The following is a 22,023-nucleotide window of genomic DNA, read 5'->3' as shown; positions in this document are numbered from 1 at the left end:
TGTGGTGTAACTGGTTGTGGTGTAACTGGTTGTTCCGTTACTTTTGGTTGTTCTGGTGTCTGCGGTTGTGGTGTTTCTGGTTGTTCCGGTTTTTGTGGAGTCTCCGGTGTAGGTGGTGTTGGTTTCTTTTCATCCTTTACTGTATGTTTGATAATCTGGCCATCCTCTTTTATTTCGAAGCGGAATGTTTCTTCGTTAATTACATATCCGTCTGGCGCAATCGTTTCACGATATGTGTACTTCCCAGCTGGTAATTTTTCAAATGTCGCAATTCCCTTTTCATTTGTCTTACCTTTCACAACTTCCTTTCCTTGCTTATCGTAGATTGTGAACTCTGCGCCTGGAAGTTTATTATTCCCATCTGCCACGTCCACCTTCGTAATGATAAGAGTACCTTTAATTGGTTTATTTTTAGCCGTTAATGTGATAGTTTTGCTATTCTCTGAAATATTGAAAGGGATTGGGTCTTTTGATAGAACATATCCCTTTGGCGCTTGCTTTTCTACAAACTGATAAGATCCAAAGCCTAAATTGTTTACTTGGATCATTCCATTTTTATCTGTTTTATGTTCACTGATTTTCTTACCTTTACTATCCTGAAGGATGAAAGTTGCTCCTTCTAACTTCTTATCAGGATTCTCTTCATCTACCTTAAGAAGTTGCACATTTCCTTGTACTTCTTTGTTTTCCACTGTAAATTTGAGTAGTTCCCCTTGCTCTTTAATTTGAAATGGGTATTTCGTTTTATTAAGAAGGTATCCCTCTACACCTTTCGTCTCAACAAAATAGTACTGCCCATAGGGAAGATCCTTTACTTGAGCAATCCCTTGCTCATTTGTAATGGTCTTAGTAATTTCTTTTCCATCCGCTGTATATACAGTGAACTCTACTTTTGGAAGAGTTTTCCCGCTGTCACTTAGCTTTGTAATCTCGATGTTTCCTTTCACTTTAGCGTTCGCTACAGTAATTGTTGCAACTTCACCAGTCTTCACTTCAAGTATTTGAGGTTTGTCGTTTAATACATAGCCAGTAGGAGCTTTTACTTCTTTTAAAGTATACTTCCCAGCTTCTAAACCAGAAAGGCTCGCTGCCCCCTCCTCATTGGTAGTAATCGTGCCTACCTTTTCGTTCGCACTGCTGAAAACTTCAAATACAGCACCTTGTAACAATTCTTTTTGCTCTCCTACTTTTACAACCTTCAATCCACCAAGGGATTTCCAGTGTACTTTTAGATCAGTACTTACTTTTTCCTCATTTCTTTCTAATAAAACCGTTGCATCCTGTATTTTGTCATTTCCCTTATAGGCTACTGCATGCAACTTAGAAAGATTAGAAGATACTTTCAAGGAAAAAGTACCACTTGGAGAGGTTTTCGGTACAAGGATACGGAATTGTTCTCCTAGGTTGAACTGTCGTTTCTCTTCTCCGTTTGTTGAAACAACTTTTGTTCCAGTTGGTGCATTGTTTAATTGAACTGTAAATACACCGTTCTTTGCGTTACTTTCTACTTGATACAATGTCGTTTCAAAGTACTCATTGTTTAATTTTGCTTCTTGATTATCTGTTGGTGTTACATTCATGTACAGTTCTTGTGTTTCTTGACTTGTATTCGCTCCATCAATGATGGTCTTTACTGCTTTTGCAACACCTGCATCTCGATGCTCAATTTTGTCGATATCAATTTGCCCTAATGCCGCCCAAACAGAAATTTGTGTTGCATAATGCGCCTCTTTCCAGCTAGCAACACCTAGTTCTTCTGGACTCTTTTGTGGATATCCATTTAGAAGAACACGGTACACAATATCATTTGTGCGTCCCATCTCTGGAAGATCATTGCCATCGGGACTGAGTTTTCCATACGTTAAGCAATACGCAATTTGACCATTTGTATTCTTCAGTAATTCTGTTCGTAGTTCTTTCCCGTACATAGGACTATAACTCCATTTCATTTCATATCTCTCACGATTAATGACTTCAGCACTCGCTTTCGTCAGTGGAAATACAAAATTCAGAACAACTAGAAGCATACTCACAGCAATAAGTAACGTTTGATACGATCGTTTCAACATGACTAACAGCTCCCTCATATTATGCAGTTTTCAAAGAACTAAAAAAACTCAATATTCAATCTATTCATCTTAAAATTTACTTGAAATTATATTATTCAAAGTTTATCTTTAGATACTTTTTGCTTTACAATATAAATACAAATATTTTTTAATCCCTATGGAATTTTTAAGCATTAATTTACTCTAACTTTGCTCGATAATATGTTGGAATAAACAACTTTTCAATTGGTTCCATATAGTAATCAGCAATTTTTTGAGCACGTTGAGCTATTGTTCCTTTTTTACCTATTTCAATTTCTTGCAACACACTTTTTGGTACTCTCAAGTCACTTGCAACTTGTTTAATTGTCAATCCTTTTGTCTCACGTGTTGCTCTTATCGGAGTTAAAATTACTAAATTAGAACTATTATGCATTTTATCACCCCCTTATTTGCATTTTAGAACGCTTATAGCGTTCTGTCAATCCCTTAGGGATTAAAAAAATCCTACAGGAATCAGAAAGGTGAAAATTATGGAAAAAAGTAATTTTGGAACCAACCTTAAAAAGTTAAGGATATTTAAAAATATGGAGAGAAAAGAACTCGCAGAGTCTTTAAACGTAGCATATAGTACATTAACAAACTGGGAAAATGGTGTAAAAGAGCCTGATTTGAAAAATTTTAAAAAAATCGCATCATATTTTGGTGTAAGTACAGATTATCTTTTAAATCATGAAATAGCTGATAATGAATTATTAAGAGAAGGAGAAGATAAGCAGCAACTAATCGCCAATTTCTCACAGAAACTATATGAGCAATACATGAGTATTCCAGATCAACACAAACCTAAAGTTGAGAAAGAATTACTTGAGTATGTAAATTACTTAAGATTTAAAACAAGAACGAATTCTGAATCAAATTGAGAGAGTGTACTTATGAAGTCGCTCTCTCTTCATCTAAGTACTCCCCCTTAGTAAAAATCTCAGAGATATCGCTATAAATTAAATACAAATTACTATCTTCATCTTCGAATATTTTTTCAAACCATTCTTTATCAAATTTCTTCATAAATTATTCCCCCTTCAACAATATTACAGACGATATCTTTGTGAAAAACATCACTATAGTCCTATTTTTTGTTGACTAAAAAAAAACAGGACATCTCTAAAAAACACGAAAGACGCTACAAAAAGTAGCGTCTAAAAAATAGAAATTATATCTATATTGTTTAATGTCCTCCAGGATCAGAAACCATGTAATACGTTCGTTCATTTGAATTAACAGGTTTATTATCGGCAATACTGAAAAATACAGCTGAAATACTTAAAAGACATATCATAGCAAATAATCTTTTTTTCATGCTATTTCACCCCTTCTTTTAATAGAGCATCTTTTACAAGTTGAACATAATATAAATTCCCGTTTTTTTCAAATTTTTCTAAAGACTCTTTCATCAAAAGTTTATCATCCTTTATCCTTGAAAGATAATACAATCTAATCGCAGTTAATTTTCCCGCTTCTTGTAGTTTATGAAATATCTCAAGGCCTCTATTTTCATTTCCAAACTTACATTCATAGTAAGCTAGTTCCCCAATATCAATATAATCAAAATCAATCTTATCAAGGTTATATCCATATTCTATATATAAAAATGCTAAAGTCGTCTTAAAAGCAAAATACTTTTTACTATCCTTGGATACACCTGAATCCTCTAAAACTTTAATGGCTTCCTTTAAATATTTTTCAGCCTTTAAAATATCATAACCATTCCCTAGCATATAGGATTCTCCTAAACAGCATAATGCTGATGCTTTAATAATTGGAAAATCAAATTTCGATTCTAATATGTTTTTACATACATCCCTACAATTTTCAATGTCATTTTCTAACAAATTAAGATATGCCATTCTTTCCTTATACTGCATTTTCAAACAGATTTTAACAAACTCATTATCAACTTTATTTAAATGATTTTCTATTTTTTCTGAAAATAAAGTCATAGCCCTATAATTTGGTATGTCATACATTGCAAGTCCATATAATATGTTTAAAATCACTTGGCATTCTTGATTATTAGAAAAATTTTTAGCATCTAACTCATCTAACAATTCTTGACCAGTCAATATTCTATTATTTCTTTTATTATATAAATCATAGATGCTTAAATATTTACTTATTCTCTTATAATTTTCTTTCCCATCCGAATCACCTATTTTTTCCTCTTGTATATTACCCAACTTCTTATCAATAATTTTTTGCATTATGGAATATTCACCAGTACACTGACAATACCCCAAAGCTTTTCGAACATTTAAATCTTTTTCACATAATAGAATAAATTCATTAATTTTTTGCTTTCTTTCATTTCTATTTTCATAGACCTTTTCAATAATAACTAAAAAGGATTCTAACTTCATTTCAGTTTTTCCAGATAAACCATCACAAAGTGCAGATTTACTTACGCCTGTCTCTTTTGCCAAACTTCGAATACTTAAGTTTTTGGAATTTATTGTGTTATATAATTCATTCATAAAATTTCTCAACATCTGCTCCCCCTTATCAGCACACAAATAACTGTCACGAAATTTTTTCAAATACTTATATGTGTTTCTAAGAAGTCTTTTTAACAAACTATGTATATGGGGTGGGCACAATCCCATTTTAATATAGATCCTATATCTCATCATTCACATCCAAATTTATACATACATTCTATATTTATACTAGTTTAACATGACATTATAGATTTTCTGCGCTCTATTCAGCTAACAAATATTGAGAAAGTTTCTTCGAACAATATTAATTATTAAAACTCATTTTCTAATAAGACTTTTTCTTGTACTTTGTAAAAAAGTGAATTCAGGATAATATTAATCCTATTGGGATTGATATTTATGTTAAAAGGCTATAAAATGTAAAGGAATATGTTTCAAAAACAAAATTTATAATTTAAAATAAAAAAACCCACCGCATCTTATTTTCAATTGATCGACAGTTTGGCCGCTGAAATCAATTGAAAATTCCCGAATTGGTAAGGTTTTAATTTACAATATATTGTATTCACTTCTTAATCAAGAATAACATAAAGTGCATACAATGTGAATATAAACCTCTACTTTTCCAATATTTTTATTTGTGGTGGAAAAAATAGGAGGTTTTTTCTGTGTTATTGCACAACTTTTTGCTCAGTCGAGCAAAAGCCGAATTAAGTCCCCGAATCAAACACTTATCTAAAACACCTGGGGCTATTAATCAGGCAATCAAGAAAGTTACAACTTATATTGATAATATTGTCCTAGAATATGAGGGCGTTACTACAAAGGATTACCTTACACCACGAAAATTTGAAGCTTTAGAAACAGTTTTATCATACTTGGTACAAGAAGGATATTCTCAAGTAAAACAAGAGCATATCAGCAAAAAAAGAGGTATTTCAAAGCCAATTATTAACTACGTTTTTAATTGGTTACAAGACTTGGGAGTGTGCCAACAAATCAAAGTACGAAGACATGGTAAAATTGCCCCTTCAATTTATATTTTAACTCTACATAACAATTACTTAAAAATTATTGAATACTTCAAGATGAAATGGACTGTAGCAATTGATGTATGCTCTACTTTCACTAAATTTCTGAGTGAGAAACTCTTTAAGAAAAATTTTGTAGCCAATCACGAAGATATAAAAAATGATATACAAGTCTCGTCTAATTCTGTAGATATTTTCAGTGTAAACAAACAAGAAAAATCAAATACAGATTGTAAATTAAAAGAAAAGACTAACAGATTACAAGATTTAGACGACTATCTTAGTGAGGATCAGAAAAAGGCTTATTACTACATTTTAAGTCAAGAGTTAAATCACCTTAGTGAAAAAGATGCATACACAATTGCTTTAAGGATGCCACCTTATATCGATCGCTATGCTAGATGGGATTTTGAAGAATGTGTACAATGGTTTCAATACAATAAAGCTCAAAATAGCAATCCTGCACATTTTATAAAAATGTTTGGGCAAAAGTCTAAACAAAACTGGGAAAGAAGAAATCAGAACGCATTAAAAAAGAAATCCCTACATGGTACAAATAAAAAAAGAGAATTTGTTTTCTATAATTTTTTAGAAGAAAGTAATTAAATTTAAAAAATCATATTAGCATGTAGCCTTGCTTAAAAAAGTCAAACATAGCAAGGCTATTTGTCATATCCTCTTATAACCGCTCATAAACTTGTTATTTTCCGACACATAGAACTTCAAAATACAAATCATATTATAGAACCTTTCTATGAAGTTCTGGGCGATTTACGTATACAATTAGCCTTAATCTACTTACTGCTAATTCATCATTGACTATCAAATTAAATTTGAAATTTACTAAGAGAAAATCCTAAATAGCTTGCCAGAGTAAGTTTAAATGCATCATAATTTATTCTAATGTTTTTATTGGTTTTACTTTTTAAAACAAGATTTATTTAATATAGCATTCTGAAATGCTTTCTATTTTGTCTAATTTTAGGAAATCCGATTCAACTTACAAAATATATAAATAGTTTTGTAGATGCCTGTTATTGGCTTCCCTAAAATCTGATAAAATTCTATTTATTTCAAATTGAATCCATGGGGATACTTCCCCTTCTTCCCCACTTCTATATAGTATTATAAGAATATCACGAGCTATTGAATGCATTCTAAAAAGATGGGCCATACTAAAAACGTAAACTATTAAATAGAGCTTTGTAACATTATTTCTCTTTAAGATTAAATACCTCTAATACTTTGTAAAATTTTACAATACCCTATAATTTATTTTAAGAGCCAAAAATTTTATTAGAAGTATCCCTATTTTAAATTGAGTATTATTATTTACTAGTAAAACGCTATTTAAACGCATAGCGTTCAATACCCCTCATTAACTTTCTATATATTTTAGATTAAAAGAATATTAAGTAGATACTAATTCTATTAATGAAAGCTTTGATTCTTGCACATATATCTAGTAAAATTCTTATATTGGAAACAAACTTTTAATAATAAAATTTCAGGTCATTCTTTAATTATTGTATTGTCTAATAAATATTTTCCACTTCCAAAGGTGAACGTTATCAAAACGGGGAGTCTTTATAATTTAATTAACATTAATACTAGATACATAGACTAATCTAGTACACAAGTATTTGCACAGGAAACATTTTAAAGGTAGCGAAGCCTCTTTACCTAGTGACCCAATAAAAATTTTTATTATTAGAGGAATGATCCTTCTAATAAAGAAAGAATATCTAGCACACAAATATTGGAGGTGTGAAGTTTGGAATATGGATATTTTGCACAAGAAGTAGCAAAGCAACTGGATATAAACACTAATACACTTCGCAGATGGTCAATTGAACTAGAAAAAATGGAGTATATATTTGAAAGAAATGAACGTAACCAACGAATTTATTATGAAAATGATATAGATATCTTAAAACAAATGAAGGAATACCTAAATCAAAACTGGAAATTAGAAGAGGCCGCTACACGAAGCATGGAGACAAACGAAGAAAACGTCCCGAAAACGGATAGCGTTCAGGAAGAAAGTGAAACTGAAGTAACACTTCAGAAACGTTCACAAACAGATATTTCATTAATCCAAGATAAGTTTTCCTATATGTTTAACCAACAAGAAAAAATCGTACAACAAAACCAAGATATTATTAATTTATTATTACAAGAACGCTCAGAAAAGGAAGAAAAGGATTCACAAATTCAGTTACTACAGGAAAAACTGGATAAAGCTATTCAATTGTTAAATGAGGATCGTCAAGAACAACAAGATAACAGTAAAAAAACGTTCATTCAACGTTTATTTAATCGAAACTAATTGGATGATGCAGTTTCTATCAAATACATTTCTAATTTATAAAAAAGCGGTAATTACCGCTTTTTTTATTTTTTTAACTCATCTTCACAATGCTAAATATACATTTTTAAACGGAGTTCCTCTTCTGTCTGTTTTTAATACCTATTTAACTTCGAAATTAAAACATATATTTAATAATATACATCAAACTAACACTCATCAAAAGTTCATATACTTTTTACTAAGTTTCATACATACCGTCTAAGTATAATGAAGAGAAGCTAACTTGATTTAAATTATTATATTATTAATTAACAAAACCCCAAGAATTTCTGTCATTTCCTCAACCTGATCCCAATCATTTTTCTTAATTTAAACAAATCAAAGTCATCTTAATCCTTTGATTTTAAAAGGGAGAACGCACCATAAACGCCTAGCGTTCATGATGAATTTCAGTGTGCATATATTTAAATTCTATATAGTTATTCCTCAATTCAAGTTTAAATTTGATCTTGTATAAAATTTAGAGTATTGCTTTCAATATTATTGCGTTTTAAGGCCATTCCATCGTGACAACAGTTATATATTTCTTTAGCCTTGCCTATAAATCTCAAAGATCCTCAGTATTAATATCAATGTCTTGATCATATTTTTCAAAAGTTAGCAAAATATTTTTTATCGATTTTTGGGGAAGCTTGGTTAAGTTCTGTAATTCCCTAACTTTTCAATAACTTCATATTATAGAACTAAAGTAAGGATGCCTTAACACCTTACAGCAATGAGTTTAACGGTTTATGAACGCATGGCGTTCGCATTTTTATAAAGTGTTAATTTAACGCTTTATAAGCGCTCATCCTATATTCTTTTTAATCTTGTTGTAATGAGATTATATATTGAGTACTTAAATTATACTTCTTTATTACAAATACAGAATAATTGCTCATTTTAAATGAAACTACAAAGTTAAAATAACCTGCCCCTAAATTTCACAAACAAAGCGTTCTTGATCCGCAGCTTCCAGCGTTATCACCATATCTTTTATCATTCCCTATAAACGATCTTAGTATATGACCTCTCAAAAACTCATAAACGTTGATATAAAAGGATAATCGCTACAAAAACGGATAGCGTTCACGTGATCTTAAACACTAAAATAACACTTTGATAACGTTTATATTATAAGAGATTTAGATACATTCTCTAAAACATCAAATTCTCTTGAAAATATTAAACTTTCAAATCCGACTAACTACTTTATTTGCTAAAAAGTGAATTTCAGCTTAGATAATTGAGTTGGATCATATACAAAGTTCTCCTCTAATTAATGCTTTCATTTTTACTTTTTGAACACTATTGCTTAAGCGGTCTATCAGTTAGTACTTTAGACCTAAAGAGCCCTTCTGAATATTATTATGTAAACTGTGAACTCCCATTATATACATGAATTAAAGAAAGCAACACATTCTAAATTAATCTATTTAATATTTTACTTGCTCTATAGAATTACACCACAAAGAAACAACTTATAATTCTTAATCTACAAAGCTCATCACACAAATTAATATGTAAAATAAGTTGTGGTTACCAAAATACAGACGTTAAAAATCTAAGCTTCTTGTAACACATTTTACAATAGAGATTTTAACGCAAGACCAAATCTTAGAAACAAAGCTATTTATCTTTTAACTGTAGTAAAGTAACTATAAAAATAACCCACTAAATTAGAACTCTCACACTTCAAACAGTCCAGTAGGATGTTAGGTGGTGAGTATTTCAATCGAAATATACACCACGTGAATCATTCGTATTCTTTTTAATGAATAACCTCTCAAAAACCTTATAAATGTTGTTATTAAAGGAATAAACGCCATGATAACGTATAGCGTTCATGTAATATTCAACACCAAATTAACACTTCGATAACATTTGTCTCTTAGCGGATTTAAATATATCCTCGAAAACTTCAACTTCTCTTAAAGAAGATTACGAATTAAAGTTTTTATTCTAACTTTAATTCCTAAAAATATCTTAAAGGAATCCATTCAACACATATAGAAAATTTCTCCAAGGCTTATATAAGTGCCTTACAAACCATACAATTAACTAAACAACAATTAATCCAAAAAACATACTAAAATCAATTTCAATAAATATTCATTAGATATTTATTAGATATTTATATTTTATAACCTTATAATTCAACCCTAATCAATCAACCTATAACATAGAATGAATCAATTATATATCTATTTTACATCTATAATATTTCTGATTTATATTCAATTTAGGTTCATTCCTTTCAACACCTTGTTTTTTTCTCTGATTTTAAGTTATAATATAGTTATTAAATATAAATAAAAAATAAATATTATAGAGGTGATGTATAATGAAAGATTTAAAAGGGAAAACTCTTCATATAGATATTGAAGGCGATATTGGGAACGATTCTTTTAAAGGTTACATTAATGGTGAATACATAAAAATGAAAAACGTATATCAAAGCGTTTACTCAATGCCAAATGTAACAGAAACAAACACTCAAAAAAATGTGCTTAATCTAGTAGATAATATGTTTATAAATATTGCTAGTAAATCGATTAGAAGATCTGGGATGTACTTTATTGGTAATCGAGCGATGCTAACAGGGAAGAACCCCAAAAACATGAACATTAAAGTAGGCCAAAAATATAACGATGATTTGCCGTTAATTAATTTGCTAGGACTTATTGCAAATAAATCAGTTCAGATTGAGTGGGAAAGAACGGAACAACTGCCACAATCAATTAACGTGACTGTTGATCTTATTTCAGCTATTCCAGCAAGCCAATGGACACCTGTAAATGCTAAGCATCTAGAGCAACGTTTTACTAATTCAAATCATGTTGTAGTTGTTTATGTAGGGGAAGAACAAGTAACAGTCAGCTTAACATTTAACAGCGCAAACATTACCCAAGAAGGTGTTCCTCCTTTATATGCAATCCTTGAAGGCGAAGAAGATATGTTTAGTGATTTTATTAAACTATATAAAGACAAACTTGAAGTAGAAACAGTAAAAAAGGGATTCTTTAAGAACAAAAAGATCTTACATAGTGACATTGGAGATGGAACAACTGAGTATATATACACAGTTGGCGTAAATCCAGTAATTGATGCTTGTAGTGGAGAAAGACGTGGAGTTGGGCATGCTACAGAAGAAGCTGTTAAGCTATTAAACCAAGAACGTGGAACAAATATTAAACGTCAACAATTTTCACAAATCCTTCAAGACTCAGATCATAAATATCATGAGGAAGCAACTGGGTATTTTAATATCACAAAAGTAGAACAAGCTGAGCTTATCTTAGAAGATACAAGTGAAAAATATGTAAGTAATACAGCTAGTGAAGCTGAAATTTTATGTGTATATGGTGGGGGAAGTATTACTTTTAAAGATGAATTATATGACCAATTATTAGAGTACTGTGAGCAAGTTGGTATGTACTTATTGTGGATTCCAGAAAAATATGCTGTAGATATGAATGCTAGAGGGATGCAAGTAATCAAGAAAATTCTTACTCGAAAAAAGGTGAGATAATATGGCTGACAAGAAAAGAGAATCTTTCTTTTGGAATCTCAAAAAAATTGAGAACGAGGAATTCTTTAAATGGTTTGAATCTCAAGGGAATATAGCAGATTCATTATATAAACTTGTCTGTTACTTTATTGATAAACATGGCTTACAAGATGTTGGTGATTATAAGATTCAACAACAAATGCAAAGAGAGATCTTACTTCAAGATAAAGATTTTTTAAATGAGGTTAAACGGGTCCTATTGAATGATACAAATCTCATTATCAAAAATGATGACCAAAATACCCAAAATGAGATAAAATCTCCTAATGAAGAAATTGAGGCTTCTGAAGAGAAGTCGGATAATGAAGATGTAGAAAAAGAAGACGTTTCTAAATCTGAAACAAATGTTTTGAATGATGAATATGAAGATCTTGATACAGCAAGTTTATTTGGTAATTAATGCTATCAACATAACAAAAAGAGTCCTGAGTGATACGGACTCTTTTTTTACACTTTAATTTTCAACTTACATCTTATCAATAATTAACTGTCGTTTATACCATTGGTTTAATTTATCTCGCGCAGTTCCAGAGAGGCGCTTTGTTTTTTTGTTATAGAATCTAGAAAGAGTAGGCTGTGATATACCTATCTCTGCTGAGAGTTCTCGCATAGTTATGTTCTTACTCCTATGCATAACTTCTATTCTCTCCCTAATTAAATGTTCATGTTCATTTCCATTCATATCTAAGGGTTTTTCTTCAATTTTTACTGGCTGATTTTCCTCATGTATTACATCAATAGACTTTTTCTTTGCTAAGTTTTCCATTGAATGAATTAATTCTTTAGGTGGTAGTATTACTATTCCTAACTCTGAATAATAATTTTTAAACCAATTCTTCTTCGTCAATTGTTCTTCATTTAAACCTTTATCATATTCCCAATGGGAAATTACACCTTCTTTTTCTAAATCAATCAAAACATTTTCTAATTGATCACGAATACGGTTAGGCTTTTGCTTTTGGTTTATACCCATTACCGCTAATAATCCTTTATCTCCCCCTATAGAATAGGGCCTTTTTAAGTTAGAAAACATTTGACGAATTCTCCACTGCCATGTCAAATAACGAATTAATCTTTTATGATACTTGTGTCTATAGCTATTATATTCAAGGGCCTTTTTTGATAATAGTGCCGTAGTGCTGTTAGATCCATATAGATAGCTGGATAAGAAGCTTCCCGGTTTAATTCGGCACGATTCTATACCCATGTATTCATTTGTATTGTTATCCCTCCAAAGAACTACAGAATCTAATACAAATAACCTTTTAATTACCTCACGCTTTACTTCATAATGTTTACCTGTTTCAGCGCGATCATTTAGTACGACTACTTCATTCTCATCATTTAAGTATATAAAAATACTTGCTAGAGCCGCTATCCGTTTAGCTACTTTAATCTTATCTTCCACTCTATAATATTCAACACCATTTGCTTTTGCTTTTGAAATACTGCACATTTCTAAAACTTGTTCATAAGAAAAATCAATAAATTCATCAGGTGAGTTGGCTTCATTTAGCCATTGAATTGTGATGGTATCTAATACGTCCGCTGTTAAATCATCCATATTACTCATTACACCATCTACTAATGTATTCCATCTTGCGGCTTCGTCAATATTCGTTAACCTTAGGTCCTCATCTTTATGAGATGAAAGCTGTGCTACTCCATTACTATCTTTCGTTTCAATGGGATATGATTTTAATTTTGTATTTTCATCTTCCTCAAATTGATTCTTTGCTATCCCATCTCTTAACTTATAATAAACAGCGGAATTATTTACTTCTAAATAATTTTCATGTGCTATATTTGCATCAGGTTCAATTACTGGTGTACGTGTTACAGTATTAACCGTTTCTTCATTACGAAACTCTTGAGCTATAAAGACATCTATTGTCTCATGAATTGTTACTTTATAAGCGTCTATATTTTTAAATATATCTAAAGCTGAAATACCTTTTCCTTGTTGCTGCTTCACCCACTGTACAAGCATTGAAAATGATGGAGAAAGGTATTCTGAAGTTACAATTTTACTATTATCTGCTTCAACGTCTACATAGTAAGAATTCCATTTATGCCACAATTGCTCGTTCTGTTTATAAAGTGGTTCTGTTATTGATAATGCATCTCTAAACAACTGTAGAACGTCTTCCATATATATTTTGCTCCTTATATAAATTTAATAAATGTTATTTAAACGTGAAAATACTTAGCTATATGATGTCCCTTTCTAAATACCAAGAAAGATAATTAGAATATTCTATTTGAATTTTTCTACGTTACACCTTTACAGGATACTAGTCTTCATACCTATGATTATCCCTTTTAATGATTATACAAGACCAAATCAATTTGTAAAATCCAAATTCGAGTTAATTCAAAGGCTTACATAGTATCCTAACTTTTTTCATAACATGAAAATCTGTAGCTATATTATTGCCCATTCAACTGCACAAAATTTTTAAAAAAGAGGGCTAAAGCTTGATATAAAAGATTTCCTTTTGTAATTACAATATGTAACATGAAAACTTATAGCTATATGATGTCTCTTTGGAATGATATAAATGTTCTATTAATCTTTTGATATCATACACTCACTACCTTTTGGTCGTATTTTTAACTATTTATATAATATGAAAATCTGTAGCGATATGATCTCCCTTTTTTCATACAAAGATGAAAAGTTCTTAGTTATATGATGTCCCTTTTAAAATTTTAAATTTCGAGACTAAATCCTTTAATATCAACATTTAAAGACTATTCTACGAATAATTTCATATCTAAGAACATGAAAACTTATAGCTATATGATGTCCCTTTTGAATGATGTAAATACTCTATAAACCCTTTGATATCATACATTCACTACCTTTTGTTCGTATTTTCAACTGTTTATATAATATGAAAATCTATAGCGGTATGATGTCCCTTATTTTATACAAAGATGAAAAGTCTTTAGCTATATGATGTCCCTTTTAAAATTTTAGATTTTGAGTTCAAACTCTTTAATACCAACGATTAAAGGGTATTCTATGAATAATTTCATATCTAAAAACATGAAAACCTATAGCTATATGATGTTCCTTTCGTATTTATAAAAGAGCCTCATAAACATTGTTGTATCAATGTTTATGAGGCTCTTTCTAATGATTTATTAATTTTCTAGAAAGATGAAAATCTGTAGCGGTATGATGTCCATAAAAAAAAAACGATAAATCTTCAAATCCCTTGATACACAAGGGATTGACGCGTATTTCATCTTTTCATTTTCTCTCTTAAAGGGGCACATTTCATCAAATTTCGATTTGATATAATCATAATTGGTATATTTTATAGTGTTTTGACATATATTTCTGGATTTATGTGTAGGAGGTGAAAAAAATGGGACAATCATTTATTATTCGTAATCAACGTAGTCTAAATGGACAAGATACAAATGCAGTTCTAGTAACATTGAAATCTTGGCAAAAACTTGTTGAAGCTTTTGAAGCAAAATACTACAGCTATAAAGATACATACCTTGAGGATATTCTGGATCATATGACATATGAAGAACGTATTGCTGATGTAGATGGCTTTGTGGCTCAAGCGAAACCATCTTTTTCACGTCGTACACTATCTGCTATTTCGGAAACAATGGGAAGAAAACATAAATTATATGGTATTACGAATGCAGATTTAGAAGTCTTCTTATATTTACACAAGAAATGCTACACGAATGGGATCATTCCAAATGTAACAGTACATATGATGTGGGAAGATTACAAGCAGTATAAGGAGAAATTTGCTTATATACAGCATTCTCAATTCTATATTGCATTAAAGAAATTAAGTTTACATAACATTATTACAATAGAAAATGAATTAGATGGTCGCTATACCATTAAGCTCACTCATTTTATGAACGAAGAAACTGAAAAGGCAAATTCCTATGTGTATATTAGCCCAGTCGTATTTACCAAAGCTTTCTTTGAGCTTTCAGTTGCGGCTAAGAAACTATTCTTGGACATTGCTATGCAACAGCACAGCGAAACGACTCTTAAACGTTCCTTAGACAAACAGGATGAAAGAGGGAATACAACTCATTTTGGCGGAATGTACCGCTTTTTACATAAGAAATACCCACATCAAATCCGTGCGGTTATGACAGAATTAACAACTGCATTACCATGTACTGGGACTCCCCTATTCAAAATTTGCAAGTTACAAAAAGGGGTTAAAAATACAAAAAGATATACAACGTTATATCTATCCTTACATACAGATTTCTTATGTACAAAAGAAGCTGGAGAAGTACAGTATCGCGATCCATTCACCCCAAAGGTTACGTATGCACGGAAAGCTCGTTTTATTGAATCTGTGCTACAAGAACTGAATATCGGTGAATTTACACAAGACATGAATAAATTTATTCATGTACTTAAGTATACTTGTCATCGACAAATTCGAAGTGTCATTCGTAGCTTGCGTGACATGATAGATCGTAATGAAGAATATCCAAGTAAGTTAGTGTATACACTGAAAAAACTATTAAATCAAACATCACAATATCAAATTCTTGATACAGCGGCAAAAGAAGGTATTTACCCTCTTATTACACAACATGTTCCAAAAGAACAAAAGGAGCAAGCTGTATTTGATTTTGGATTGCATTTCTCTATGTATTCTCTTCGAAACACCAAAAAATTGTTCCGTAAAACATATGAGTTACTAAAATCCAAATTTGCTGTACCTGTTACAGAGGAATCGTATCACCGTAACTATCTAAAGTATCAAGAAGAAACATTATTTAGAAAGTACGCCTATGAACAAGGTGCAAATCTAAATGCTTATATGGCTTTAGAAATAGAAATGCGTGAACTTCTAAAAACAAGAGGACATAAAGATCGATTTATTCCAAGTGATGTTCGCGAATTGTTCATTGAAAAGATAGATCGACTACCTAAAGAAAAGCTTCGCATTATTGAAGTACCAAATGAGTTCAATTTGATTACATTTATGCGTGCATTTGAACAATTGGTACGCGCTGGTATTCATGTAACAACAGCCGAACAAGTACTTGAGGTAATAGAAAAAAATTAACGATACTACGCTCTCTATTTTTGAAAAAAATATAAATAGAGGGCTATTCGTGTTGGTCCCATTATTTAAACGTCCTTCACTAATTTCTCCTCATAAAAACATTCACTCGATTCTATTCATAATAGAGTTTTTTTTTATACATTCCTATACAAAACTGTACTGCAATTAACTAATTTTCCACACCTATATTTAAATAAACACGTTATTTTTATCTAAAACCCACGCAAATACCTACAAAAAATCATAAGAAAAATAATAAATTTCGTGGATAAATAGATAATTAGAGCCTAATGTGAATAGTATTATGTAATTATTATTGAAATAAAGGGATTTTGGTACTTCATCTATCAAAAATCATCAATATTTATGTGAGTAATGTGACAAAATCTAATTATGTTGATTAGTTAGCCTATATTGTTAATGTTTTGTGAGTAAATAATATTAAATTGTGGAAATACGGTGGATGAATTGAAAATTTAGCGCTTGAATAAATATATTTAAGAATGCATCAATTTGTTTCATTTTTTATGTAGAAATATGTAACCTTGTTTATGATTTTTTGTAGGTTTTATACCTTATTAATGGCTAATTTTGTGTTGTTAGATTTTACTATTTATGATTTTTTACGCTATATCATGCTCAAAGACCTTGTTAGAGTAGAGATTAAACCATATTTATTAGCTCTATATAAGTTTTATCTTTATTTTTTTAATATATATAAGATATATATTTATATAAGATTTTAATAACTTGTTTTAATTTACATCATCCTTTGGAACAAAACTTTTAAATACTTAATTTGGTTTAATATTTCTAACTTTTAGACATAACTCTGTAATTGCAAATCTTGAAAAATTACTGCTCTTTTTTGAATAACGAACATAGCTAATAAGGTAAATACTAGTAACAGAATGATGAATTTTTTTGATTTTAACAAGCCACATTACCCCTTCCCTCTTTTTCCTGCTGCAACATAAATTCTTCGTATATACATACCTGTCCTTTGTGAGTAGATATTTTATTTTTTGTACAAATTCAAAAATATGGATAGCACTCATATGTATTAGTGTACCTAGAATTTTATATGGATGGTGAGACATATGAACCAATATCAAATGCTGTATAGTACACCGTATCTTTATTCCTCTCGAACATTGAAACAAATGTATAAAAGTACTAAATGTGAAGAAAACATCTGCGCTATACAAGAGCATATGCAAAGACATAATGTATATCTAGATTCACAGTATCGTGGCTATTATTATCTAAGTCGTAGAATTGAGGAATACCTAAATGATGACGAACATCCATTAACTTGGAACGAATTACTCGATGATTATCAATTGTATAAAGATAATCAAGGGAATTTGTCTATCAAGCCGAAAGGATGGAGATAAAATGACAATCATTGGAGAGTTAGGAGTTGTATATGGTGTCACAGGGGTTACTTTATGTGGAATCAAATTATTAAAAAAACGTGGTGTTCATCTTCCAGATTGGGTGCTACGTGCTGGTCTGAAATGTTTGGTTATTGGGAGTGTTTGGTACCTACTACTTGATATGCTAGATGTATTTCTACGTTAGACACCTATCTGGTAGTTAAGGGTCTTTACTGTTATGTATATTGTTCAAACATTATTTTACTTCCACTTTTCCTCAACTACCTCCATATAAGGAGGTATAGAAATATGTTAGAACTTTTAACAATTCCTGCTGTTATGTTCACTACTGCAATTCTTTATAAAAACTACAAACAAAGTGATAAAAAAAAGATTGCAAGGTTTTTTGAAATCGCAAATATTTGTGTGAAAGAAAAAAATAAGTTAGAGTATCCCAGGTTCAAAAGACAAGAAGAAAGGGCCGCAAGTATTATGTATATTTACGAGCTGCCATTGGGTATCCCCTCACAACTTATCAAGAAATTAGATGAAGTTATTGCTGAAGGATTAAATAAACCTGTCAAAATTCATTATGTGTCCCCTTTTCTTTATGTTCAGGTATTTGAAGAGGATATCCCAAAGATATGGGAGTGGTCTGAAAATCTAATACGTCCTGGTACTTGGAAGGTTGCAATTGGAAAAACGTTAGATAAAACTTTATATCATGATTTCGATCAAACGCCTCATTTACTTATGGGTGGTTTAACACGAATGGGAAAAACAGTGTTTCTAAAAGTACTCGTCACTACCCTTATCAAGTCAAATCCAAATCATACTCATTTTTTTATTATCGACCTTAAAGAAGAAGGATTAGAATTTACCGAATACCAGGATTTAAAGCAAGTTATAGACGTCGCTGATAGCCCTAAGAAGGCGCATGAAGTGTTAGTTAAGGTTATGGCATTGATGCATCAGAGAGGCAAATTTATGAAAAAAAACAGAATGAAGAATATTGTCCAAACAAAAGAAAAAGATCGTTTTTTTGTTATTGTGGATGAAGGGGCTGTTTTGGCACCAGCTAAAGGGCTACCTAAAAACGTGAATAGAATGCTTGAAGAGTGTCAGTATATGCTCAGTCACATCTCAAGAATTGGTGGAGCATTAGGTGTACGCTTAATATTGGCTACTCAATATCCAACTGTAACGTCAGTACCTTCCGTTGTAAAACAAATGAGTGATGCAAAGTTAGGGTTTCGTTTACCAACTACAGTAGCTTCACAAGTTGTTTTAGATGAGCCAGGATTGGAGGATTTACCCTCTTTGCCAGGGAGAGCATTATTCAAAAATGATCGGATTCATGAGCTGCAAGTACCGTATCTTTCTGATGAAATGATGAGACAGCTTTTACGAGAATACGAGGTGATCAAACATCATGAGGCACCAGAAGCTCAAACAGAAAGCCAGACAGATAGAGATTTTATCCAGTTTAAATAGTTTAGAATTTGCCTCTAGAAGGCAATTACAGGCTATCCATAGTCTAGGTAGTATAAGGAACGCAAATCGTGTTCTGAAGGATCTACGGCAATATTGTAATATCACTTCGCATAATCGGGAGTATGTATATTATCTCAATAAGAAAGGTCTTGCTCTTTTAGGATTAAATCCAGATGAACGCAAAAAGAAACACCAACTTGAACATATTCTTTTAAGAAATGAAGCTTGGATGTGGCTTGGATTTCCTGAATGGAAAACAGAGCAAGTTATACAATTTAGATACCAAGATGAAGAAAAAACAATCGTACCAGATGCTTATTATATCATAGATCAAGTACCTTATTTTGTTGAGATTGATAGGCTGCAACATATGAAGGTAAATGAAGAAAAGATACGATATTATGCTTTGATTGCAAAGATATATATAAAGCAAAAAGGCCTAACACCCAACATATTATTTTTTACGATATCAGATTATCGTGAAAAGAAATTAGAAAGCTATGGAATGAAGTATAATGTATACGTACGTACATTCTTGTTAAAAGAAGTGTTATGAAAGTAAAAAGCACAAGGTGAATTATTATCCTTGTGCTTTTTACATGTCCCAAAAGTCAGTTATTTTGGCACTTCTGTCTACCTTTTTAATTGCTCGAAGGATTTTTTGAATAACTGGTAAACTTGGTGTGTGAGATTTATTATTACATAATCTTGAAATTGTATTACGACTAACACCAGTTTCTTGTTCTAATTCCTGTTGCTCTATGCCGTTACGGTCTAACCATTTTCCTAATTTCGTACGATTTTTTTTATTTCCTTTCATGAAAGTGCCTTCCTTTCTCATACCCTATTTAACTTTTATTTTGGGCACTTTCAATTAAATTTATACACATTCACCTTGAATGGTGCATACGTCTTCCCTATGGTGCATAGAATAAAAATAGATAAGGAGAATAAGAGATTTTTTGTAATTATTTTGTGGAATATAGCATACATAATAATAGCTACAAGATGCGAATACGCTGAAATATAATTGCATCTTGTTGCAACGAGCATTCCTATAAAATAAAAAGCTTAAATCCGTTGGTACACAAGGGCTTGAGCTTTTCTTAATTTATAAAGAAATGAAAATGAGTTTAATAAGTTTAGAAATACTAAATTGTTCAGTGGTCAAATTTTGAAGAACTATATATAATTTCACGTACCACATTGATATTAAAAATTATAAAAAAAAGATTGTATAAACCAAAAAACAAGGTTTATAATAGGAACAAATGTTCTGTTTTTGGAGGGTGAAATGATGTTCGATTACTCAAAATGCATGAATCGAATGATATTCTGTATCGATCTTTGTTCATTTTTCGCCAGTTGTGCTTGTGTGATGCGAGGGCTAGATCCATTGAAAGTGAAGCTGGCTGTTGTTGGAGACCTAAATCGAAATGGATCTATTGTGCTTGCTTGTACTCCCGAACTGAAAAAACTGGGCATTTCTACAGCAACTAGGTTATACGAAATACCAAGAGACCCAAATATAATTATCGTAAATGCAACGATGGGGAGATTCGTTGAAATTTCTAATCAAATTACTGAAATATATACAAGGTATGTAGCATTAGAAGATCTACACGTTTATTCAATAGATGAATGCTTTCTAGACGTGCAACAAACAGCGCACCTTTTCGGACGTGATCCCATTGTAATTGCCAAAAGGATTCAAAGAGAGATATATGATACTACTGGCATAACCGCATCCATCGGAATTGGGCCGAATTTGTTTCTGTCAAAAGTTGCCCTAGATGTGGAAAGTAAGCATTCCAGCTCTAGAATTTCATTGTGGACATACGAAGATGTTTCAAAGAAATTATGGAAAATCAAGCCGCTTCAAAAAGTATGGGGAATCGGATCAGCTACTCAGGAAGCTTTACATGGCATGGGACTGTTTTCCTTACAGGATGTTGCAAACACGCCCAAAGAGCGTTTAATCAAGCGATTTGGAAAGGTAAAAGGTGAAGAGTTACATCGTTATTCATTTGGTATCGATGAAAGCCGTATTGCTAATAAATACATACCTAAAAGTACTTCCATAACAAAAGGACAAATCTTATTAGAGGATTGCTTTAGTCTTAATAAATTAAAATTACTACTTTTAGAACAAATTGAGGAGACTTGTTTTCGCCTACGATCTATGGATAAATGTTGTAGGACGATTGAACTTGCTATAGGTTACAGTAAGTACATCGGTGGAGGGTTTAAGCGATCAATTACATTAGATCAGCCGACATGCTTAACAGAAGATGTCTATGAGGCATCTTTACAACTATTAAGAAGATTCCATTCGGGTCATCCAGTGCGACAAATACATATAACACTAAAGAATTTGACTAGGGATGATGCAATTCAAATGTCGTTGTTTGAAGATACTTCAAAAAAAGATACTCAAAGGAAATTAGCAAAGACAATGGACGGAATCCGGCATAGGTATGGTAAAAATTCAATTATGCGTGGTATTAGCTATATTCAAGGAGCTACACAACGTGATCGAAATAATAAAATTGGTGGACATAAGGCATAAGGAGGAAT

18 protein-coding genes are annotated in these 22,023 nt (G+C 31.3%); 11 read left to right on the top strand and 7 right to left on the bottom strand.

Translation table 11 applies throughout. The annotated features are described in order from the left end of the window. A partial coding sequence (locus BLV40_RS25130) for a thioester domain-containing protein (RefSeq protein ID WP_090695038.1) occupies positions 1-2,069 on the bottom strand: 2,069 nt, incomplete at its 3' end. A 178-nt stretch (positions 2,070-2,247) separates the two neighbouring features. After that, positions 2,248-2,484 (bottom strand): helix-turn-helix domain-containing protein, encoded by a 237-nt coding sequence (locus BLV40_RS25125; protein WP_090695034.1) that lies wholly within the window; start codon positions 2,482-2,484, stop codon positions 2,248-2,250. Between the two features lie 97 nt (positions 2,485-2,581). On the opposite strand from BLV40_RS25125, the gene BLV40_RS25120 reads away from it, so the two are divergent. Continuing rightward, positions 2,582-2,971, top strand: coding sequence for a helix-turn-helix domain-containing protein (locus tag BLV40_RS25120; RefSeq protein WP_090695031.1), 390 nt, complete (start codon positions 2,582-2,584; stop codon positions 2,969-2,971). 10 nt (positions 2,972-2,981) lie between these two features. Here the strand turns inward: BLV40_RS25120 and BLV40_RS29680 are convergent, their stop codons facing one another. The 3 genes from BLV40_RS29680 to BLV40_RS25115 form a co-directional block, all read right to left on the bottom strand. Next, complete coding sequence (locus BLV40_RS29680; protein ID WP_280138964.1) at positions 2,982-3,116, bottom strand: hypothetical protein; 135 nt, start codon at positions 3,114-3,116, stop codon at positions 2,982-2,984. A gap of 160 nt (positions 3,117-3,276) precedes the next feature. After that, positions 3,277-3,408 carry a hypothetical protein gene (locus BLV40_RS29675; protein ID WP_280138963.1) on the bottom strand — a complete coding sequence of 44 codons (132 nt, stop codon included), beginning with the start codon at positions 3,406-3,408 and terminating at the stop codon, positions 3,277-3,279. Position 3,409: 1 nt separating this feature from the next. Next, the gene (locus BLV40_RS25115) at positions 3,410-4,579 is read right to left on the bottom strand and encodes an AimR family lysis-lysogeny pheromone receptor (protein ID WP_211482139.1); all 1,170 of its coding nucleotides are present in this window, start codon (positions 4,577-4,579) and stop codon (positions 3,410-3,412) included. Between the two features lie 632 nt (positions 4,580-5,211). Between BLV40_RS25115 and BLV40_RS25110 the strand changes: the two genes are divergently transcribed. The 4 genes from BLV40_RS25110 (at position 5,212) to BLV40_RS25095 (ending at position 11,895) form a co-directional block, all read left to right on the top strand. Continuing rightward, positions 5,212-6,180, top strand: coding sequence for a Replicase RepFR55 (locus tag BLV40_RS25110; RefSeq protein ID WP_090695025.1), 969 nt, complete (start codon positions 5,212-5,214; stop codon positions 6,178-6,180). Positions 6,181-7,348: 1,168 nt separating this feature from the next. Beyond that, complete coding sequence (locus BLV40_RS25105) at positions 7,349-7,903, top strand: MerR family transcriptional regulator (protein ID WP_090695022.1); 555 nt, start codon at positions 7,349-7,351, stop codon at positions 7,901-7,903. Positions 7,904-10,268: 2,365 nt separating this feature from the next. After that, positions 10,269-11,456 (top strand): ParM/StbA family protein, encoded by a 1,188-nt coding sequence (locus BLV40_RS25100; protein ID WP_090695019.1) that lies wholly within the window; start codon positions 10,269-10,271, stop codon positions 11,454-11,456. Position 11,457: 1 nt separating this feature from the next. Next, positions 11,458-11,895: a hypothetical protein gene (locus tag BLV40_RS25095; RefSeq protein ID WP_090695017.1), complete on the top strand. Its 438-nt coding sequence runs from the start codon at positions 11,458-11,460 to the stop codon at positions 11,893-11,895. Positions 11,896-11,961: 66 nt separating this feature from the next. On the opposite strand, the gene BLV40_RS25090 is transcribed toward BLV40_RS25095, so the two are convergent. Then, positions 11,962-13,647, bottom strand: coding sequence for a helix-turn-helix domain-containing protein (locus BLV40_RS25090; RefSeq protein WP_090695014.1), 1,686 nt, complete (start codon positions 13,645-13,647; stop codon positions 11,962-11,964). Positions 13,648-14,872: 1,225 nt separating this feature from the next. On the opposite strand from BLV40_RS25090, the gene BLV40_RS25080 reads away from it, so the two are divergent. The 5 genes from BLV40_RS25080 (at position 14,873) to BLV40_RS25060 (ending at position 20,002) form a co-directional block, all read left to right on the top strand. Then, on the top strand, positions 14,873-16,573 hold the full coding sequence (locus tag BLV40_RS25080; protein ID WP_090695007.1) for a hypothetical protein: 1,701 nt from the start codon (positions 14,873-14,875) through the stop codon (positions 16,571-16,573). 1,100 nt (positions 16,574-17,673) lie between these two features. Next, positions 17,674-17,970, top strand: coding sequence for a hypothetical protein (locus BLV40_RS25075; protein ID WP_090695004.1), 297 nt, complete (start codon positions 17,674-17,676; stop codon positions 17,968-17,970). 1 nt (position 17,971) lies between these two features. Further along, entirely contained in the window at positions 17,972-18,157 is a 186-nt protein-coding gene (locus BLV40_RS25070) for a hypothetical protein (RefSeq protein ID WP_090695000.1), read from the top strand. A gap of 104 nt (positions 18,158-18,261) precedes the next feature. Further along, entirely contained in the window at positions 18,262-19,446 is a 1,185-nt protein-coding gene (locus BLV40_RS25065; protein ID WP_090694997.1) for an FtsK/SpoIIIE domain-containing protein, read from the top strand. Then, positions 19,385-20,002 (top strand): replication-relaxation family protein, encoded by a 618-nt coding sequence (locus BLV40_RS25060; protein WP_090694994.1) that lies wholly within the window; start codon positions 19,385-19,387, stop codon positions 20,000-20,002. Before BLV40_RS25065 ends, BLV40_RS25060 begins: the two co-directional genes overlap by 62 nt. A gap of 39 nt (positions 20,003-20,041) precedes the next feature. Here the strand turns inward: BLV40_RS25060 and BLV40_RS25055 are convergent, their stop codons facing one another. Next, the gene (locus BLV40_RS25055; protein ID WP_090694991.1) at positions 20,042-20,266 is read right to left on the bottom strand and encodes a helix-turn-helix domain-containing protein; all 225 of its coding nucleotides are present in this window, start codon (positions 20,264-20,266) and stop codon (positions 20,042-20,044) included. 477 nt (positions 20,267-20,743) lie between these two features. On the opposite strand from BLV40_RS25055, the gene BLV40_RS25050 reads away from it, so the two are divergent. Continuing rightward, entirely contained in the window at positions 20,744-22,015 is a 1,272-nt protein-coding gene (locus BLV40_RS25050) for a Y-family DNA polymerase (RefSeq protein ID WP_090694989.1), read from the top strand. Positions 22,016-22,023 lie beyond the last annotated feature (8 nt).

The sequence above is a fragment of the Bacillus sp. 166amftsu genome (assembly GCF_900107445.1).
Taxonomy (GTDB): domain Bacteria; phylum Bacillota; class Bacilli; order Bacillales; family Bacillaceae_G; genus Bacillus_A; species Bacillus_A arachidis.
This window is presented reverse-complemented; position numbering and strand designations above follow the sequence as displayed.

Coding starts and splice junctions, on each gene's coding strand:
- BLV40_RS25120 (WP_090695031.1), top strand. CDS start 2,582: ATGGAAAAAAGTAATTTTGGAACCAACCTTAAAAAGTTAAGGATATTT.
- BLV40_RS25115 (WP_211482139.1), bottom strand. CDS start 4,579: ATGAATGAATTATATAACACAATAAATTCCAAAAACTTAAGTATTCGA.
- BLV40_RS25095 (WP_090695017.1), top strand. CDS start 11,458: ATGGCTGACAAGAAAAGAGAATCTTTCTTTTGGAATCTCAAAAAAATT.
- BLV40_RS25100 (WP_090695019.1), top strand. CDS start 10,269: ATGAAAGATTTAAAAGGGAAAACTCTTCATATAGATATTGAAGGCGAT.
- BLV40_RS25125 (WP_090695034.1), bottom strand. CDS start 2,484: ATGCATAATAGTTCTAATTTAGTAATTTTAACTCCGATAAGAGCAACA.
- BLV40_RS25060 (WP_090694994.1), top strand. CDS start 19,385: ATGAGGCACCAGAAGCTCAAACAGAAAGCCAGACAGATAGAGATTTTA.
- BLV40_RS29680 (WP_280138964.1), bottom strand. CDS start 3,116: ATGAAGAAATTTGATAAAGAATGGTTTGAAAAAATATTCGAAGATGAA.
- BLV40_RS25090 (WP_090695014.1), bottom strand. CDS start 13,647: ATGGAAGACGTTCTACAGTTGTTTAGAGATGCATTATCAATAACAGAA.
- BLV40_RS25065 (WP_090694997.1), top strand. CDS start 18,262: ATGTTAGAACTTTTAACAATTCCTGCTGTTATGTTCACTACTGCAATT.
- BLV40_RS25055 (WP_090694991.1), bottom strand. CDS start 20,266: ATGAAAGGAAATAAAAAAAATCGTACGAAATTAGGAAAATGGTTAGAC.
- BLV40_RS25075 (WP_090695004.1), top strand. CDS start 17,674: ATGAACCAATATCAAATGCTGTATAGTACACCGTATCTTTATTCCTCT.
- BLV40_RS25080 (WP_090695007.1), top strand. CDS start 14,873: ATGGGACAATCATTTATTATTCGTAATCAACGTAGTCTAAATGGACAA.
- BLV40_RS25070 (WP_090695000.1), top strand. CDS start 17,972: ATGACAATCATTGGAGAGTTAGGAGTTGTATATGGTGTCACAGGGGTT.
- BLV40_RS29675 (WP_280138963.1), bottom strand. CDS start 3,408: ATGAAAAAAAGATTATTTGCTATGATATGTCTTTTAAGTATTTCAGCT.
- BLV40_RS25050 (WP_090694989.1), top strand. CDS start 20,744: ATGTTCGATTACTCAAAATGCATGAATCGAATGATATTCTGTATCGAT.